The 16778-nt window shown below is 76.2% G+C and carries 18 protein-coding genes and 1 riboswitch; of the genes, 5 read left to right on the forward strand and 13 right to left on the reverse strand.

The genetic code is table 11. From position 1 onward, the window contains the following. Window positions 1–1485: an APC family permease gene (locus WA616_RS14080; RefSeq protein WP_336030729.1), complete on the forward strand. Its 1485-nt coding sequence runs from the start codon at window positions 1–3 to the stop codon at window positions 1483–1485. On the opposite strand, the gene WA616_RS14085 is transcribed toward WA616_RS14080, so the two are convergent. Together WA616_RS14085 and WA616_RS14090 are read right to left on the reverse strand one after the other, a co-directional pair. Beyond that, window positions 1482–2060: a YdeI/OmpD-associated family protein gene (locus WA616_RS14085; protein WP_336030731.1), complete on the reverse strand. Its 579-nt coding sequence runs from the start codon at window positions 2058–2060 to the stop codon at window positions 1482–1484. The genes WA616_RS14080 and WA616_RS14085 overlap by 4 nt on opposite strands. Continuing rightward, the gene (locus tag WA616_RS14090) at window positions 2057–3094 is read right to left on the reverse strand and encodes a uroporphyrinogen decarboxylase family protein (protein WP_336030732.1); all 1038 of its coding nucleotides are present in this window, start codon (window positions 3092–3094) and stop codon (window positions 2057–2059) included. Before WA616_RS14090 ends, WA616_RS14085 begins: the two co-directional genes overlap by 4 nt. 54 nt (window positions 3095–3148) lie before the next feature. Here WA616_RS14090 and WA616_RS14095 point away from each other — a divergent pair, with 54 nt between their 5' ends. Further along, window positions 3149–3727, forward strand: a complete 579-nt coding sequence (locus WA616_RS14095; RefSeq protein WP_336030734.1) for a gamma carbonic anhydrase family protein — start codon at window positions 3149–3151, stop codon at window positions 3725–3727. Between the two features lie 4 nt (window positions 3728–3731). Here WA616_RS14095 and WA616_RS14100 read toward each other — a convergent pair whose 3' ends face one another. From WA616_RS14100 to WA616_RS14130, 7 genes are all read right to left on the reverse strand, one after another. Beyond that, window positions 3732–4799, reverse strand: coding sequence for a threonine aldolase family protein (locus WA616_RS14100; RefSeq protein ID WP_336030735.1), 1068 nt, complete (start codon window positions 4797–4799; stop codon window positions 3732–3734). Beyond that, on the reverse strand, window positions 4796–5878 hold the full coding sequence (metX, locus tag WA616_RS14105) for a homoserine O-acetyltransferase MetX (protein WP_336030737.1): 1083 nt from the start codon (window positions 5876–5878) through the stop codon (window positions 4796–4798). Before metX ends, WA616_RS14100 begins: the two co-directional genes overlap by 4 nt. A gap of 1 nt (window position 5879) precedes the next feature. Next, a complete protein-coding gene (locus tag WA616_RS14110) occupies window positions 5880–7172 on the reverse strand; it encodes a bifunctional o-acetylhomoserine/o-acetylserine sulfhydrylase (RefSeq protein ID WP_336030738.1) in 1293 nt (430 codons plus the stop codon). A 43-nt stretch (window positions 7173–7215) separates the two neighbouring features. Further along, window positions 7216–7332, reverse strand: a riboswitch (SAM riboswitch). Window positions 7333–7378: 46 nt separating this feature from the next. Continuing rightward, window positions 7379–7879, reverse strand: a complete 501-nt coding sequence (locus WA616_RS14115; protein ID WP_336030739.1) for a hypothetical protein — start codon at window positions 7877–7879, stop codon at window positions 7379–7381. After that, the gene (locus tag WA616_RS14120; RefSeq protein WP_073420940.1) at window positions 7876–8763 is read right to left on the reverse strand and encodes a mechanosensitive ion channel family protein; all 888 of its coding nucleotides are present in this window, start codon (window positions 8761–8763) and stop codon (window positions 7876–7878) included. The genes WA616_RS14115 and WA616_RS14120 overlap by 4 nt, the downstream gene beginning before the upstream one ends. Before the next feature lie 25 nt (window positions 8764–8788). Further along, complete coding sequence (locus WA616_RS14125; protein ID WP_336030740.1) at window positions 8789–9625, reverse strand: thioesterase family protein; 837 nt, start codon at window positions 9623–9625, stop codon at window positions 8789–8791. A gap of 70 nt (window positions 9626–9695) precedes the next feature. After that, window positions 9696–10064: a hypothetical protein gene (locus WA616_RS14130; protein ID WP_336030741.1), complete on the reverse strand. Its 369-nt coding sequence runs from the start codon at window positions 10062–10064 to the stop codon at window positions 9696–9698. Between the two features lie 120 nt (window positions 10065–10184). Between WA616_RS14130 and WA616_RS14135 the strand changes: the two genes are divergently transcribed. Both WA616_RS14135 and WA616_RS14140 read left to right on the forward strand, forming a co-directional pair. Further along, window positions 10185–10580, forward strand: coding sequence for a VOC family protein (locus WA616_RS14135; protein WP_336031036.1), 396 nt, complete (start codon window positions 10185–10187; stop codon window positions 10578–10580). A 41-nt stretch (window positions 10581–10621) separates the two neighbouring features. Continuing rightward, a complete protein-coding gene (locus WA616_RS14140) occupies window positions 10622–11584 on the forward strand; it encodes an EamA family transporter (RefSeq protein WP_336030742.1) in 963 nt (320 codons plus the stop codon). A 1-nt stretch (window position 11585) separates the two neighbouring features. Here WA616_RS14140 and WA616_RS14145 read toward each other — a convergent pair whose 3' ends face one another. Further along, window positions 11586–12587 carry an ABC transporter substrate-binding protein gene (locus WA616_RS14145; RefSeq protein ID WP_336030743.1) on the reverse strand — a complete coding sequence of 334 codons (1002 nt, stop codon included), beginning with the start codon at window positions 12585–12587 and terminating at the stop codon, window positions 11586–11588. A gap of 112 nt (window positions 12588–12699) precedes the next feature. On the opposite strand from WA616_RS14145, the gene WA616_RS14150 reads away from it, so the two are divergent. Next, window positions 12700–13632, forward strand: coding sequence for a siderophore-interacting protein (locus tag WA616_RS14150; protein WP_336030744.1), 933 nt, complete (start codon window positions 12700–12702; stop codon window positions 13630–13632). Between the two features lie 69 nt (window positions 13633–13701). Here WA616_RS14150 and WA616_RS14155 read toward each other — a convergent pair whose 3' ends face one another. From WA616_RS14155 to WA616_RS14165, 3 genes are read right to left on the reverse strand one after another with little or no spacing between them, the layout of a single operon-like run. Next, window positions 13702–14568 (reverse strand): ABC transporter ATP-binding protein, encoded by an 867-nt coding sequence (locus tag WA616_RS14155; RefSeq protein WP_336030746.1) that lies wholly within the window; start codon window positions 14566–14568, stop codon window positions 13702–13704. Next, window positions 14565–15674 carry a FecCD family ABC transporter permease gene (locus WA616_RS14160; RefSeq protein ID WP_336030748.1) on the reverse strand — a complete coding sequence of 370 codons (1110 nt, stop codon included), beginning with the start codon at window positions 15672–15674 and terminating at the stop codon, window positions 14565–14567. Before WA616_RS14160 ends, WA616_RS14155 begins: the two co-directional genes overlap by 4 nt. Before the next feature lie 10 nt (window positions 15675–15684). Beyond that, window positions 15685–16761 carry a FecCD family ABC transporter permease gene (locus WA616_RS14165; RefSeq protein ID WP_083628696.1) on the reverse strand — a complete coding sequence of 359 codons (1077 nt, stop codon included), beginning with the start codon at window positions 16759–16761 and terminating at the stop codon, window positions 15685–15687. Between the last annotated feature and the right edge of the window lie 17 nt (window positions 16762–16778).

The raw sequence follows: 16778 nt of genomic DNA on the forward strand, positions 1-16778 counted from the left end.
GTGACCCGGGCACTACCGCGACCGGAGCCCGCGCTGCGGCCCGGGGCCATCGGCTTCCTCGACTCGCTCGTCATCGGCCTCGCCGCGACGTCGCCGGCCTACTCGCTGGCCGCCGTCATCGGCCCGGTCGTGGCGCTCGTGGGCGTGCACGCGCCCGGCGTGATGCTGGCGTCGTTCGTGCCGATGCTGCTCATCGCCGGGGCCTTCGCCGCCCTCAACCGCACCGACCCCGACTGCGGGACGACGTTCTCCTGGGTCACCCGCGCGTTCGGCCCGACCGCCGGCTGGATCGGCGGCTGGGCGATCACCATGACCGGCGTCCTGGTGGTGGGGTCGCTGGCCGAGGTCGGCGTCCGGTTCACCCTGCTGATGGTCGGCCTCGACGCCCTGGCCGACTCCACGCCCGCCGTCATCGCGCTGAGCGTGCTGCTGGTGCTCGTCATGTCGGCGGTCTGCGTGCTCGGCACCGAGATCTCCTCACGCCTGCAGAACGCGCTGATCCTCGCCCAGACGGCGGCGCTCCTGGTGTTCGCCGTGGTCGCGATCGTGCGCGGGGTGCGCGGGGACTCGCCCTTCGGCGGGCTGACGCCGGCGTGGGACTGGCTCGACCCCTTCGGCGCCGGCGGCGCCGCGCTGACCGGCGGGCTGCTGCTCGGCGTCTTCGCGTACTGGGGCTGGGAGTCGGCGGTCAACCTCACCGAGGAGACCACCGACTCGCGGGTCGCCCCCGGCCGGGCCGGCGTGTGGTCGACGGTGGTCCTGCTGCTCACCTACGTGGGTGTGGCGATCGCCGTCGTCTCCTTCGCCGGGACGGCGTTCCTCGCCGGCAACGCCGACGAGGAGGAGGCGGTCTTCGCGCTGCTGTCCACCGAGGCGCTGGGCGGCTGGGACTGGGTGGTGCTGGCCGCCGTCGCCACCTCGGCGATCGCCTCCACGCAGACGACGATCATCCCGGCGTCGCGCACCGGCCTGTCGATGGCGCGGCGCGCGGCGCTGCCGGCGCGGTTCGGGTCGGTGTCCGAGCGGTTCCGCACGCCCGACGTCTCCACCTGGTGGGTCGCCGGCGTGGCGGTGGCCTGGTACGTCGGCGTGCACCTGGTCAGCGAGAACGCGCTGTTCGACTCGATCACCGCGCTGTCGCTGCTGATCGCCCTCTACTACGCGCTCACCGGCGTCGCCTGCGCCTGGTACTTCCGGCGACGGCTGGTGCACAGCCTGCGCGACGCGCTGCTGCTGGGCGTCGGCCCGCTCGTGGGCGCGGCGCTGCTGGCGTGGCTGCTCGTCCTGTCGGTGCGCGACCTCGCCGACCCGGACAACAGCTACACCGGGCAGGCCTGGCTCGGCGTGGGCCCCCCGCTGGTGATCGGCATCGGCATCATGCTGGCCGGCGTCGCGCTCATGCTGGTGTGGCGCCGGCGCGACGGGCGCTTCTGGCAGGAGCGTCCCGGGGTCGCCCCGGAGGACGCCGACCCGCTCGCCGGCTAGTGGATCGTGCGGCCCTCCGCGAGCATCGCGACGAGGGCCGCGATCCGCTTGGCCCGCGTCGCGGGGCTCGCGGCCGTGTGCACCCGCCACAGGACCGCGTAGCGGTTGGCGCCGTCGAGCGCGGCGAAGGCCTCCTGGGCGGCCGGCTCGGCCGCCAGGGCGGCGGCCAGGTCGTCGGGGACGGTGATGGTGGCGGGGCCCGCGTAGGCGCGCTCCCAGCGGCCGTCGGCCCGCGCCGCCTCCACCTGCGCGAGGCCGGCCGGGCGCATCCGGCCGGCCGCCACCAGCTCGGCCACGATCCCGACGTTCTTGGCCGACCAGACGCTGCGCGGCCGCCGCGGGGTGACGCGGGTCAGGTACCAGTGCTCGTCGACGCTGTTGGCGCGGCCGTCGATCCAGCCGAAGCACAGCAGCGACTCGACCATCTCGTCGCGGGTCAGCGAGGGCACGCCGGCGCCCCTCTTGGCCAGCTTCACGTAGATGCCCGGTGCGGTGGCCGACTCGGCCTCCAGCCACGCCTCGAACGCGGCCTGGTCGGGGAAGGCGAGCACCGGCAGGTCGGTCGGCAGCGTCACCGCAGCTCCTCGCGCAGCGTCCGGGCGGCCAGGGCCAGCGAGCGCATCTTGCCCTCGGCGGAGGCCCGCGGCAGGTACTTCAGGCCGCAGTCGGAGGACAGCACCAGCCGGTCGACGTCGACGTCGTCCAGGGCGCGGCGGACGCGGTCGGCCACCACCTCCGGCGTCTCCACCTCCGGCGTGGACAGGTCGAGCACGCCCAGCGCGATGCCCTTGCCGCGCAGCGGCCGCAGCTGCGCCGGGTCCAGGTGCGACTGCGCGGTCTCCACCGACACGGTGTCCACCGGGGTGTCGGCGAGCTCCGGGAGGAACGAGTAGCCCTCCGGCCGCTCGGCGACCATCGCCGCGTAGCCGAAGCACAGGTGCAGGTGCACCGGTCCGGGCGCGCCCTCCACGGCGCGGGTGACCGCCTCGGCGCCGTAGCGGCGGGCCACCTCGGGCCGCGCCTGCAGCCAGGGCTCGTCGATCTGGACGACGTCGGCCCCGGCGGCGAACAGGTCGGCGATCTCCTCGCGGACGACGTCGGCGTAGGCCAGCGCGAGCGCCCGGTCGTCGCCGTAGTGCTCGTCGGCCGCCTGCTGGGCCATGGTGAACGGGCCGGGCAGCGTGATCTTCACGGGCCGGTCGGTGGCCGCCCGCAGGAACCGCACGTCGCGCGCCTGGATCGGCCCGCGGCGCGCGATCTCCCCGGTCACCCGCGGCACCGGGATCGGCTGCCCGGAGCGGTTGAGGACGGTGCCGGGGGTGTCGACGTCGACGCCGTCGAGCGCCGTGGCGAAGTGGTTGGAGTAGGACTCCCGGCGCTGCTCGCCGTCGCCGACCAGGTCGAGGCCGGCCGCCTCCTGGGCGCGCACCACGAGCAGCGTGGCGTCGTCCTGGGCCTCCTCCAGGTGCTCCGGCGCCGGCCGCCACAGCTCCCGGGCGCGCACGCGCGGCGGGAACTGGTGGGCCAGGCGGTCGTGGTCGATGAGCCAGCCGGGCTGCGGGAGGCTCCCGACGACGGTGGTGGGCAGGAACGGCAGGTCGGCGGGCACGGGTGGAGTCTGCCCCGGGCGGCCGCGCGGGGTCCGGTGTGCTGGGGTGGGGCCGTGGCGGACAACTACATCGCGGAGCTCGACAACGGCGCACCGGCCATCGACGACGAGGCGTTCGTGGCGCCGACGGCGGTGGTGGTCGGTGCGGTGACCATGGGGCCGCGGTCGAGCATCTGGTACGGCGCGGTGGCCCGGGCCGACGCCGAGGTGATCGAGATCGGCGAGGACTCGAACGTGCAGGACGGCAGCACGCTGCACTCCGACCCCGGGTTCCCGCTGGTCATCGGCCGCGGCGTCACCGTGGGGCACCGCGTGGTCCTGCACGGCGCGCGGGTCGACGACGACGTGCTCGTGGGCATGGGCAGCGTGGTGATGAACGGGGCCCACATCGGGTCGGGCTCGATCGTCGCCGCGGGCGCCGTCGTCACCCAGGGCACGCAGGTGCCGCCGGGCTCGCTGGTGGCCGGCGTCCCGGCGAAGGTGATCCGGCAGGCCACCGAGGACGACCTCACGCACATCCGGCTCAACGCGCTCGCCTACACCGAGCGGCTGCCCACCGCGCGGCGGGTGCGGCCGGTCGTGCGCCGCCCGCTGCCCTCGGCCGGCCACGTCCCCGGCGACGCCGCCGACTAGGGCGTCAGACGGCGCCGGCGAGGCGGGCCAGCGCGCCGCGGACCTCCTCGACCGGCAGCGCCATCGTGGCGTCGCCGACCGACATCTCCACCCGCTGCACGGCCGGGTCGGCGGTCGGGGCGGCCTCGTTCCAGGTCCACAGCCCGTCCTCGGCCAGCCCGCGGACGGCGGCGCGGAAGCGCTCGGGCGTCGTCGTGAGCAGCAGGTGCAGCATCGGCGTCTGCGGCGGGTCGGGGACCACGCGCACGCCGGGCAGGTCCCGGACCGCGTCGGCGATCTCGCGGGCCCGCTGCAGGTAGGCGGGGAACAGCGGCAGCCGCTCGCGCAGGCAGGTCAGCGCCGACGCCGCGCCCGGCCACAGGCCCCACAGCGTGCCGCCGAGCCGGTGCCGCCACTCGCGGACCTCCGCCACGACGTCGGCCGGCCCGGCCAGGCAGCACCCGGCGAGCGCGCCGATGCCCTTGTAGAAGCTGACGTAGACGGTGTCGAACGGCGCCGCCAGGTCGGAGGCGGGCATCTCGTACCCGGCGGAGGCCTCCCACAGCCGGGCGCCGTCGAGGTGGGCCACCGAGTGCACGTCGTGCGCCCATGCGGCCTGCTCGACGACGTCGTCCCACGGCGGCAGCTGCCCGCCGAGGTCGCGCTGCGGCAGCTCCACCACCAGCGCGGCCGGCGGCTCGGCGACGGCGTCGAGGTCGGCCCGCAGCAGCAGCCGGTTGCGGTCGCCGACCGGGCGCGGCACCAGGCCGTGGAGACGCTCCAGCGCCCCGCCCTCGTGCCGGAACAGGTGGCACTCGGGATGGGCGACGACGGTGCGCCGCATCGTGCGGCCGGCGTGCACCCGCAGCGCCGCCTGCTGGGCCATCGTGCCGCTGTGCAGGTAGACCGCGGCGGGCTTGTCGAGCAGCGTGGCGACCTCGGCCTCCAGCTCCGCGACGACGCCGCCCACGCCGTAGCGGTCGACCGCGGTGTCGGGCGGGACGGTGGCCAGCAGGGCGCCGGCGCGGACCGGCCCGTGGCCGCCCAGGGCCCGGTCGCAGGCCAGGCGCAGCGCGTCGAGGTCGTCGCTCACGTGCCCAGCAGACCACGGACGAGCGCGCCCACGGCATCGGCCTCGACGAGGAAGCCGTCGTGCCCGTACGGCGAGGACACGACGTGCAGCGGCACCCCGAGCGCGTCGGCCACCCGCTGCTGCAGCTCCAGCGGGTACAGCCGGTCGGAGTCGACGCCGGCGACGACGGCCCGCGCGGTCACCCGCGCCAGCGCCGCCTCCACCCCGCCGCGACCCCGGCCGACGTCCCAGGTGTTCATCGCCTCGGTGAGCACCACGTAGCTGCCCGGGTCGAAGCGGGCGACGAGCTTGTCGGCGTGGTGCTCCAGGTAGGAGGCGACGGCGAAGCGGCCGTCGTCCTGCACGGTCGTGCCGAAGCGCTCCTCGAGCTCGAGCGCGCTCCGGTAGGTGAGGTGCGCGATCCGCCGCGCGATGCCGAGCCCGGTCACCGGGTCGGCGCGCACGGCGGCCTGCTGGGTGGTCTGGGTGCCGAGCTGGTCGGCGGTGACCGTCGCTCCGGAGGCGAGGAAGAACAGGCCGGCCACCCGGTCGGGCAGCGCCACCGCCCACTCGAGGGCCCGCATGCCGCCCATCGACCCGCCGACGACGGCCGCCCACCGCCGGACGCCGAGCGCGTCGGCGAGCGCGGTCTCGACCCGCACCTGGTCGCCGACGGTCACCTCGGGGAAGCGCCCGCCCCACGGGCGCCCGTCCGGCGCGGCCGACGACGGCCCGGTGGTGCCCTGGCAGCCGCCGAGCACGTTGGCGCAGACGACGAAGAACCGGTCGGTGTCCAGCGGCGCGCCGGGGCCGACGAGCGACGCCCACCAGCCCGGCGTCGGGTGGCCGGGGCCGGCAGGGCCGGTGACGTGGCTGTCGCCGGTCAGCGCGTGCTCGACCAGCACCGCGTTGGCGCCGTCGGGCGCGAGCGTGCCCCACGTCTCGTAGGCCACCCGGACGCCGGGCAGCACCCCGCCGCGCTCGAGCCGGACCGGTCCGTCCAGGTCGAGGAAGAGCCGGTCCCCGGCGGGGTCGCCCTCGCGCCACCCGCCGGTGCGCGGCGAGGTGCGGGACGCCACCGCGTCCCGCACCCCGGACACGTCAGGCGCCCTTGGCGGCGCGGAACCCGGCCTCGAGGTCGGCGAGGATGTCCTCGATGCCCTCCAGGCCGGCGGCGAGGCGCACCAGGCCGGGCGTCACGCCGGTGGTGAGCTGCTCCTCGGGCGTGAGCTGCGAGTGCGTCGTGGACGCCGGGTGGATGACCAGGCTGCGCACGTCGCCGATGTTGGCCACGTGGCTGTGCAGCTCCAGCCCCTCGACGAACCGCCGGCCGGCCTCGACGCCGCCGCGGATCTCGAACGCCAGCACCGCGCCGGCGCCCTTGGGGGCGTAGCGCTGCTGGGCGGCGTGCCACGGCGAGGACGGCAGGCCGGCGTAGTGCACCGACTCCACCTCGTCGTGGGCCTCGAGGAACTCCGCCACCCGCTGGGCGTTGGCGACGTGCCGCTCCATGCGCAGCGACAGCGTCTCGATGCCCTGCACCACGAGCCAGGCGTTGAACGGGCTGATCGCGGGGCCCAGGTCGCGCAGCAGCTGCACGCGGGCCTTGAGCGCGTAGGCGGGCGCGCCGAGGTCGGCGTAGACGACGCCGTGGTAGGTCGGGTCCGGCGTCGTGAAGCCGGGGAACCTGCCCTGCGTCCAGTCGAAGCGGCCGCCGTCGACGATCACGCCGGCGATCGCGGTGCCGTGGCCGCCGAGGTACTTGGTGGCCGAGTGGACGACGACGTCGGCGCCGTGCTCGAGCGGGCGCACCAGGTACGGGGTGGCGATGGTGTTGTCGACGATCAGCGGGACGCCGTTGCGGTGGGCCACCTCGGCGACCGTGGCGATGTCGAGGACGTCGCCCTTCGGGTTGCCGATCGACTCGGCGTAGAACGCCTTGGTGTTCTCGCGGACCAGCCGCTGCCAGTTCTCCGGGTCGTCGGGGTCCTCGACGAAGGACACCTCGACGCCGAGCTTGGGCAGCGAGTGGTGCAGCAGGTTGTAGGTGCCGCCGTAGAGCGAGGCGGAGGCGACGACGTGGCTGCCGGCCTCGGCGACGTTCAGCAGCGACAGGGTCTCCGCGGCCTGGCCGCTGGCGACCGCGAGCGCCGCGACGCCACCCTCGAGGGAGGCCACGCGCTGCTCGAGCGCGTCCTGCGTCGGGTTCATGATCCGCGTGTAGATGTTGCCGAGCTCGGCCAGCGCGAACAGGTCCGCGGCGTGCTGGGTGTCGCGGAACTGGTAGCTGGTGGTGGCGTAGATCGGCAGCGCGCGGGCGCCGGTGGTGGGGTCGGGGCTCGTGCCGGCGTGGATCTGCCGGGTCTCGAAGCTCCAGCTCTGCGGGTCGGTCATCGCGCCGTCTCCTCTCGTACCGGAGGACCTGCGGCGCACAGGTGCTCCGTCCTTGCCGTGCTGCGGGCGCAGCGCGGCCGGCTCTTCCCCTGGGAGCACCTCAGACGGAGGAGAGGTTGCCGGACAGCCAGCCAGGTACTTCGCGCTGTCACTCAGGAGCCTGGGGCGACCCTAGCGGGCGGCGGCGCCACGTCCAGCCCGGGGGCTCAGGAGGTGGGCGCGCTGCCGGTGGTGGGGACGGCCGTCGTCGGGGCTGGCGCCTCCGGAGGGTCCGGCGCGGTCTGCTCCGGCGCCGTGGTGCCCGGAGCCTCCGTGGGAGCCGGCGCGGTCGTCGTCGGTGCGGTGGTCGTCGGCGCGGTGGTGTCCGGGGCGGTCGTCGTCGGCGCGGTCTCCTCCGGCGTCGTCGTCCCCGGCGCCTCCTCCGTCGCCGGTGGGGCGGTCGTCGGTGCCGGGGCCGGCGCCGGGGTGCTGACCGTCGTGGTGCCGCCGGCCGGGTCGGTTCCGGCGTCGGCGGGCTTGACGTAGAGGTACAGCAGGCCGAGGCCGAGGAACAGGGCGACCAGGACGAGCGTCGACGTGCGGGCCCGCCCGATGCGGCCGGGCGAGCGGCGCAGGAGGCCGGACAGGCCGAACCGGCCGCGGCCCGCGGGGTCGCCGACGGTGCCGTCGGTCCCGTCGGCGGGGCGGGGCGCCCCGGGGACGCTCACTGCTGGGCCCCCTGCCGCGCCGGGGCCGGGGCGGCGGCCGGCGGCTCGGGGGTGATGGTCAGGCCCTCCCGGGCGAAGGCGAGCACGATGCGCTCGCGCAGGTCGCGGCCCACCTCGAACTGGCGGCCGGGCAGCGTGCGCGCCACGACCCGCACGTTGACCTGGTCGAGGTCGATGCTCTCCACGCCCATGACGCTGGGCTCGTCGAGCAGCAGGCGGCGCAGCTCGGGGTCGGCGAAGGCCGCCCGGCCGACGTCGCGGAGGACGTCGTTGACCCGGGTGACGTCGGCCGTGGTGGGCACCGGCACGTCGACGACGGCGCGGGCCCAGTCGCGGGACAGGTTGACCACCTTGACGATCTGCCCGTTCGGGATGGTGACCACCTCGCCGTCGGCCGAGCGCAGCCGGGTGATCCGCAGCGTGACGTCCTCGACGGTGCCGTTGGCCGGGTCGCCGCCGCCGACCACCTGGATCGAGACGACGTCGCCGAAGCCGTACTGGCGCTCGGTGATGAGGAAGAAGCCGGCCAGCACGTCGCCGACCACCCGCTGGGCGCCGAAGCCGAGCCCGACGCCGAGCACGGTGGCCGGCGCGACCAGGCCGGTGACCGGGACGCCGAGCCGGTCGAGCACGTAGAACGCCGCCACCGTGTAGACGAGCACGATGAGCGTCCAGGTGAGGACCTGGGTGAGCGAGTGCCGGTGCTTGGCCGCCTCGGAGCGGACCAGCACGTCGCCGCCGGTGGAGCGGGCGTCGATGCGGCTGGTGATCCGGTCGCCGACCCAGCTGATGAAGCGGGCCACCAGGACCGAGCCGAGGATGATCAGCACGATCTCCAGGCCGCGGCCGGCGAGCCAGTCGAGCAGGTCGGTGAACGGTCCCATGCGGTGTCGGGTCCCCTCCGGTCGGTCAGCTGCGCGGTCGGGCCCCATCCAACCCGGTCCGCCTGGGAGTCGGCTCCTCCCGGGGCTCGACGAACAGCGAGGCCACCGACCGGCCGATGCGCCCGCGGCGGTCGTGGAGGTCGGCGGCGCACTGCCCGGCCCCGCCGGGCCCGAGGGTCGTGACGGCGTCCATGCCCAGCCAGTCGCCGGCCGGCTGGCGGAACAGCGCGACGACGAGGTCGACGTTGGCGAAGGTGGCCTGCGACCAGTCGATCTCCGTGGAGATGCCGCTGGCGGCGTCGGTCATCACGAGCAGGTGCTCCAGCGGCGTCATCGGCTCGCCCTCGACCAGCTCGCACAGCGGGCGGGTCCAGGCCGCGGCCGGCCCGGTGGTGGTGAGCGAGCCGGCGGCCGCGCGCCACTCCAGCGCCCGGTGGTAGGCGACCTCCTCGGAGAAGACGTCGAACGCGGCCGGCCGGGCCTCCTCCGGGCCGACGGCGAACGGCTGCGGCGGCGTGGCGGTCGCCGCGGAGTCGCGGGTGCGCATCCGCCAGGCCGTCAGCCGCATGGCGGTGCGCCCGCCGGCCTCCAGCGCCGCCTCGACCAGCTCGATCCGCCGGCCCGGGCGCAGCACCCGCGCGGTCACCCGCACCGGACCGACCGGCACCGGCCCCAGGACGTCGTAGGCCAGCCGCACGGCCTGCCCGTCCGGGATGCCGCCGGTGCGCTCCACCGCGCGGGCGAGCAGGGCGGCCGGCGGGCCCGCGTGCTGCAGGCCGGGGTCCCACGGGCCGATGGTCAGCGCGGTGGCGACGTACCCGTCGTCGCCGTCGGGCAGGTAGCAGGCGCGGGGGAGGTCCACGCCCGGCAGTCTCGCGCCGGGCCGGTCGCCGTCGTGTCGGGGGTCGGCGCCGGCGGTCGCGTGCCGCGGGTCAGGCGCCGCGGTTCAGCCACAGCGCCGCGGCGGACCACGCGGCGCCGGCCCCGGCGGCCGTCCACCACAGCCAGCGCAGCGACTCCCCGGGGTTCGACAGCGCGAGCAGCGCCGCGACGACGCACACCGCGCCGGCCAGCGGCGTCGTCCGCAGCAGGGTGCCGAGGGTGTCCGGCCCGGGGATCGCCAGGAACACGACGACGGCGGCGACCAGCAGGAGCCCGCACAGCGCGCCGAGGTACGCCGCGGTGACGCCCGCCTCGGCGGGCAGCACGAGCGCGCCGAGGCCGCCGGCGAGGCCGCCGAGGGCGAGCCCGGCGAGCAGCCGCCGGCGGCGCCGGGACCACGGGGGACGGGGCTCGGTCACGCCCCGAGGGTGCCCGCCCTGCCTGTGGACCACCCCTGCCGATGAGTTCCGCCGTGCGGCAGCGTCTGTCCTGCCGACGGGCCCACGCCGGGCCCACCGACCCCGGGAGCCCCCGTGCGCATGATCTTCGTGAACCTGCCCGTGTCCGACGTCGCGGCGAGCCGCGCGTTCTACACCTCGCTCGGCTTCTCGGTGAACGAGCAGTTCAGCGACGACTCCTCGGTCTCCGTCGTCGTCAGCGACACCATCTTCCTGCAGCTCCTGAGCACCGGGCGCTTCGCGGCCTTCCTCCCCGAGGGGCGGCAGGCCGGTGACCCGCGGCAGACGTCGGCGATGCACGCGCTGTCCTGCGACAGCCGCGAGGAGGTCGACGCGCTCGTGCAGAAGGCGCTCGCCGCGGGCGGCGGCACGTGGCGGCCGGCCGAGGACCACGGCTACATGGTCGGCGGCAGCTTCACCGACCCCGACGGCCACGTCTGGGAGGTCATGTGGATGGACCCGGCGCAGGGGCGGTGACGTAGGCGGCGTCGGGGCCGACGGCGGCTACTGTCGCCGTCGTGCACCGCCGTCCCGCCGTCGGGTACCTGCTCACCGTCGCCGCGGCGGGGCTGTTCGCCGTCAACGGCACCGTCTCCACGCTGGCGCTGCGCTCCGGCGTCCCGCCCACCTGGCTGACGGCGATGCGCTGCGGCGGCGCCGCGGTCGGGCTGCTGCTCGCGCTGGCGCTGGTGTCGCCGCGGCGGCTGCGGCTCACCCGGCGCGAGGTGCCGTTCCTCGTGGTGTTCGGCGTGGTCGGCGTCGCGCTGACCCAGTTCCTCTACTGCGTCGCCATCGGCCGGCTGCCGGTCGGGATCGCGCTGGTCTTCGAGATGACCGCGCCGGTCCTCATCGCCCTGTGGGTTCGGCTGGTGCGCGGGGAGCCGGTGCGGCCGCGCATCTGGCTGGCGCTGTCGCTCTCCCTCGGCGGGCTCGTGCTCGTCGCGCAGGTGTGGCAGGGCGGCGGCTCGCTCGACGCCCTCGGCGTGGGCGCGGCGCTGGCGGCCGCCGTCTGCCTGGCCACCTACTACCTGATGGGCGAGCGCGGGGCGGCCGACCGCGACCCGGTGGCGCTGACCTGCTGGAGCTTCGTGGCCGCGGCGCTGTTCTGGGCCGTCGTCGCGCCGTGGACGCCGTTCGACCCCGGCCTGCTCGGCGAGGCGGTGCCGGTGTCGCTGGGCTCGGCGCGGCTGCCGCTGTGGGTGCTGGTCGCCTGGATCGTCGTCCTCGGGGCGATCACGCCGTTCTGGCTGTCGATCGCGGCGCTGCGGCACCTGCCGCCCACGACCGCGGGGCTGGTGGCCACCGTCGAGCCGGTGTTCGCCTCCGTCGTCGCCTGGCTGTGGGTGGAGCAGGTGCTCACCGGCTGGCAGGTGCTCGGCGGGCTCGTCGTCCTCTCCGGCATCGCGCTGGCCCAGACCGCGCGGGTCACCGCGCGGCGGGCGGCGCCGGCGCCCGTTCCCGAGACGCCGGCGCCGCTGTAGCTCAGCTGACCTTCTCGCTGTCGGCGAGCCAGCCGGCGAGGCGCTCCATGTAGCGGGCCTGGGCGGCGTAGTCCATGCCGACGTACTCCCACGGGTACACCTGCTCGGCCTGCGCGGCCGGCAGCAGCGCGTAGGTGGGCTGGCCGGCCATCTCCTCCGGCGTCATGGCGCCGCGCAGCGAGTAGAGGATGACGTCGCTCGCGTACTCGGGCACCTGCTCCCAGCTCGCCGTCTGCCAGAAGTAGCCGTCGCCGCCCGGGTCGACGAACTGCACGCCGAGGTCGGAGTAGAGCCGCAGGGAGGGGTCGTCGGGCGCCTTGGCCATGTAGAAGCCCTCGTCCGGGTAGGCCGCGACCGGCAGCACGGTGACCCCGGAGGAGGCGGCCTCGGTCAGCGCGGCGGAGGCGTCCTCGTAGTCCTGCCGGGCGGCGCGGACCTCCTCGCCGTCCATGTCGGCGCCGAGGGACCCGGCGAGCTCCGCGGTGCGCTCGATGACCTCGGCGGCCGAGCCGCGCCAGGCGATCGCGACGACCGGCGCGATCTGCTCGAGCTGCTCCTGCTGCTCGAGGGACTCCAGGCCGTAGAGCGGCTGGGTCTCGTCGAGCGTCCCCTCGGAGTCGACCGGGTAGACGGTGGTGACGATGAGGTCGGGGTCGGTGGCGGCGAGCGCCTCGAGGTCGATCGCGCCGTAGCTCTCGCCGACGATCTCGACGCCGGAGAGGTCGCGGCCCTCGAACTGGACGTCGTCGGCGGCGGAGGTCTGGCCGAAGGTGGCCACGGGCGCGATGCCGTAGTTCCACAGCGACGACGCGACGTCGTTGAGGCCGGCGACCCGCTCGGGCCGGGCGTCGAGCTCCACGGTGTTCCCGAGGTCGTCGGTGAACGACCAGCCCTCGTCGGTCGCGGCGGCCGCCTCCGTGTCCTCGGCACTCGAGCAGGCGCCGGCGGCGAGCAGCGCCACCAGCGCGAGGGAGGCGCCGAGCAGGCGCGGGGGTCGGGACACGGGGTCTCCTCGCAGGTCGGGCAGGGGGATTCCCCTGCGGGCGGCGCACAGGTTAGCCTTGCCTTACACGCGGTCCGCAAGGGCCGTCCGACGGCGAGACGGAGACCTGCAGGTGACCACCACGACCGAGGCCCCGACCGCCGCGCTGCCCCAGTGGCTGTTCTTCGACACCGTCGTCGCCCGCGTGGCGCCGCTCGGCCCGAGCATGCGGCGGATCACGCTCACCGGGCCCCGGCTCGCGGAGTTCGGCCTCGCCGGCGACGACCAGCGGGTCAAGCTCGTCCTCGCCCCTGACCCCACCGCGCTGTCCGAGCTGCACGCCGCCGGCGCCGAGTGGTACCCGGCGTACTGCGCGCTGCCGGAGGAGCGCCGGCCCGTGCTGCGCACCTACACCGTGCGCGCCGCCCGGCCCGAGGTGGCCGAGGTCGACGTCGACGTCGTCCTGCACGGCGTCACCGACGGGCACGCGGGCCCGGCCGCGACCTGGGCCGCGCAGGCGGCGCCCGGCGACCGCATGGTCCTCATGGGCCCCGACCGGCCCGGCCGCGGCCGCGCGTGGGGCGTCGAGTGGGCGCCGCCCGCATCCGCCACGCACCTGCTGCTGGCCGGCGACGAGACCGCGGTGCCGGCCGTGAGCGCCATCCTCGAGGCGCTGCCCGCCGGCCGCCGCGCGATCGCCGTCCTGGAGGTGCCCGAGGCCGGCGACCTGCAGGACCTGCGGCTGCCCGAGGGCGTGCAGGTGCGCTGGCTGGCCCGCGCCGACCGCCCGCGCGGCGAGCTGCTGGTCCCCGCGGTGCACGCCGCGCTGGTCGACCTCGGCGTCTGCGCCGCGCCCGCGCCCGCCCCCGAGGACGTCGACCTCGACACCGAGCTGCTGTGGGAGGTCCCCGAGGACCCGGCGGCCGGTGCGGGCTGCTACGCCTGGCTGGCCGGCGAGGCCGGGATGGTCAAGCAGCTGCGCCGCCGCCTGGTCGGCGACCTCGGCGTCGACCGGCGCTCGGTGGCCTTCATGGGCTACTGGCGCGAGGGCCGCGCCGAGAACTGACGAGGTAGTGGAAGCTCCGCGCACGTCCTGGCGCCCAGGACGTGCGCGGAGCTTCCACTACCCGTCCCCTCACCTGGGGAGGCGGCGGACCGGGACGACCATCGGGGTGCCGGCGACCGGGTCGGGCACCACGCGGGCCTCGAGGTCGAAGACGTCGGCGAGCAGCTCCTCGGTGAGCACCTCGTGCGGCGTGCCCGACGCCACCAGGACGCCGTCGCGCATGGCCACCAGCCGCTGCGCGTAGCGCGCCGCCAGGTTGAGGTCGTGCAGCACGACGACGACGGTGCGGCCGCGCTCGGCGTGCAGCCGGGCCACCAGCTCGAGCACGTCGATCTGGTGCGACAGGTCGAGGTAGGTGGTCGGCTCGTCGAGCAGGATCAGGTCGGTCTCCTGCGCCAGCGCCATCGAGATCCACGCCCGCTGCCGCTGCCCGCCGGACAGCTCGTCGACCGGGCGGTCACCGAGGTCGGCCATGTCGGTCCAGGCCAGCGCCTCGGTCACCACGGCCTCGTCGTCGCTGGACCACTGCCGCAGCCAGCTCTGGTGCGGGTGCCGCCCCCGGGCGACGAGGTCGGAGACGGTCAGGCCCGAGGGCGCGACCGGCGTCTGCGGCAGCAGGCCGAGCACGCGGGCCACCTCGCGGGTCGGCGTCCGGGCGATCGACCGTCCGTCGAGCACCACCTGCCCCGCGGCCGGGCGCAGCAGCCGGCCCAGCGCGCGCAGCAGCGTGGACTTGCCGCAGCCGTTGGGCCCGACGATCGCGGTGAACGAGCCGTCGGTGAGCGCGAGGTCGAGGCCGTCGACGACGACCCGGTCGTCGTAGGCCAGGCGCAATCCCTCGGCGGCCAGGCGGACGCGCGGGGCGGGGCCGGCGGGGGACGGGGCGGCCGAGGACGAGGTGGACGGGGCGTGCCCGGCGGAGAGGTGAGTCGTCATGCGGGGGTCCGCCTCCCGCGGACGAGCAGCCAGAGCAGGTAGGGGGCGCCCACGACCGCGGTGATGATGCCCACCGGCAGGGCCTGCGGCAGGACGGTCCGGGTGAGCAGGTCGGCCAGCACGACCAGCGCCGCGCCGAGCAGGCCGGAGGCGAGCAGCGGCGGCCGGGACCCGCCGGTCAGCCGGACGGCGATCTGCGGGACCACCAGGGCCACGAAGGTGATCGGCCCGGCGGCGGCCACGGCCGCCGCGACGAGCACGACGGCGACGAGCACGACGGCGGCCTGCGCCGCGGCCAGCCGCACGCCCAGCCCGCGGGCGGTGTCGTCGCCGAACTGCATCACGCCGAGCACCCGGCCGGCCGCCAGCGCCAGGGGCACGAGCACCGCCAGCGCGAGGGCGAGCGGCACCGCCTGGTCCCAGGTGCGGGCGTTGAGCGAGCCGACGATCCACACGTAGGCCGCCGCGGCGTCGTAGATGGCGGCCCGGGTGAGCAGCCAGTCGACGACGGCGAGGCTCATCGAGGAGATCGCCACGCCGACCAGCACCAGCCGGTAGCCGTCGACGCCGGACCGGAACGCCAGCAGGAACAGCAGCAGGCCCGCGCCGAGCGCCCCGGCCAGCGCCGCGAGCGGGACGCCGAGGCCGCCGAGCACCGCGCCCACCGAGGAGGAGCCGCTGACGACGATCGCCGTCACCGCGCCCACGGAGGCGCCGGAGGTGATGCCGAGGATGTCGGGGGAGGCCAGCGGGTTGCGCGCGAAGGTCTGGAACAGCGCGCCGGCGACCCCGAGCGCCAGGCCCACGAGCACCCCGACGACGACGCGGGGCGCCCGCAGCTCCAGCACGACGAAGCGCTGCCCCGCCTCGCCGGCGCCGACCAGCGTCCGCAGCACGTCGCCGAGGCCGATCGGGTAGTCGCCGCGGCCCAGCGCGACGGCCGAGAGCAGCACGACGACGACCAGCGCGGCGAGCGGCACGACGACCGAGCGCCAGCGGAAGCGCGCGGAGACCGGCCCGCGCCGCAGCACCACCGCGCGGCCGCGCGGGCGCCCGCCGGGCTCCGGCGGCGTCGTCCCGCGGATCGTCTCGACGGTGGCGGTCACCGGGGCCCCCTCACAGCGTCGCCGACCGCTTGCGCCGCACCAGCGCGATGAAGAACGGGCCGCCGAGCAGGGCGAGCACGATGCCCACCTGCACCTCGCCGGGGCGGGCGATGACCCGCCCGACGACGTCGGCGGTGAGCAGCAGCAGCGCGCCGGCCATCGCCGCGCACGGGACGAGCCAGCGGTGGGCCGGCCCGGTGAACGACCGGACGGCGTGCGGCACGACCAGGCCGACGAAGGCGATCGGCCCGCAGGCCGCCGTCGCCGCGCCGGCCAGCAGCGTGATGGCCACCAGGCCGACCGCGCGGGCGAGCCAGACCCGCTGGCCCAGCCCGCGGGCGACGTCCTCGCCCATGCCGAGCAGGTCGAGGGCCGGCGCGTTGACCAGCGCGAGCACCAGTCCGGCGACGATGAAGGGGAGCACCTGCCAGGCGATGTCGGCGCCGCGGCCGGCCAGCGCGCCGACCACCCAGAAGCGGAAGGCGTCGAGGGAGTTGGAGTCGCTGACGAGGATCGCCCGGACCAGGGCGTAGAGCAGGGCCGACAGCGTCGAGCCGGCGAGGGCGAGCGTGACCGGGGTGGCCCCGCCGCGGCCGGCCGCCCCGAGCAGGTAGACGGCGACCGTGCCGGCCAGCGCCCCGGCGAAGGCGAACCAGACGTAGCCGGCCGGGGTGGCCACGCCGAGCAGCGCGATGGCCAGGACGACGGCGAAGGACGCGCCGGCGGTGACGCCGAGCAGGCCCGGGTCGCCCAGCGGGTTGCGGGTGTGGCCCTGCATCAGCGCCCCGGCCACCCCGAGCGAGGCGCCGACCATGAGGCCGAGCGCGGTGCGCGGGACCCGCAGGTCCCAGACGATCACCGCCTCCTCCGTGCGCAGCGACCGGTCGGTGAGGACCTCCCAGACGGTGCCCGGCGCCAGCGGCCGGGTGCCGATCGCGATGCTCGCGGCGCACGCGGCGAGGACCAGGACCAGCAGCGCCAGCGTCCCGAGGGCCCGGCGCCGCGTGCGCCGCGCGGCGGCCGTCCGGGGGGTCACCGCGGGCGCCGCGGTCCCCGCGGGGGTGCGCGTGGCGCTGGGGACGGACACCGGGCAGCTCCGGACGA

This window comes from Geodermatophilus sp. FMUSA9-8 (assembly GCF_037034165.1).
GTDB lineage: Bacteria > Actinomycetota > Actinomycetes > Mycobacteriales > Geodermatophilaceae > Geodermatophilus > Geodermatophilus nigrescens.

What these genes read in the sequence shown, in the direction of transcription:
- WA616_RS14120 (WP_073420940.1), bottom strand. Translation starts at nt 8,763, where the DNA reads ATGGGACCGTTCACCGACCTGCTCGACTGGCTCGCCGGCCGCGGCCTG.
- WA616_RS14155 (WP_336030746.1), bottom strand. Translation starts at nt 14,568, where the DNA reads ATGACGACTCACCTCTCCGCCGGGCACGCCCCGTCCACCTCGTCCTCG.
- WA616_RS14110 (WP_336030738.1), bottom strand. Translation starts at nt 7,172, where the DNA reads ATGACCGACCCGCAGAGCTGGAGCTTCGAGACCCGGCAGATCCACGCC.
- WA616_RS14135 (WP_336031036.1), top strand. Translation starts at nt 10,185, where the DNA reads ATGATCTTCGTGAACCTGCCCGTGTCCGACGTCGCGGCGAGCCGCGCG.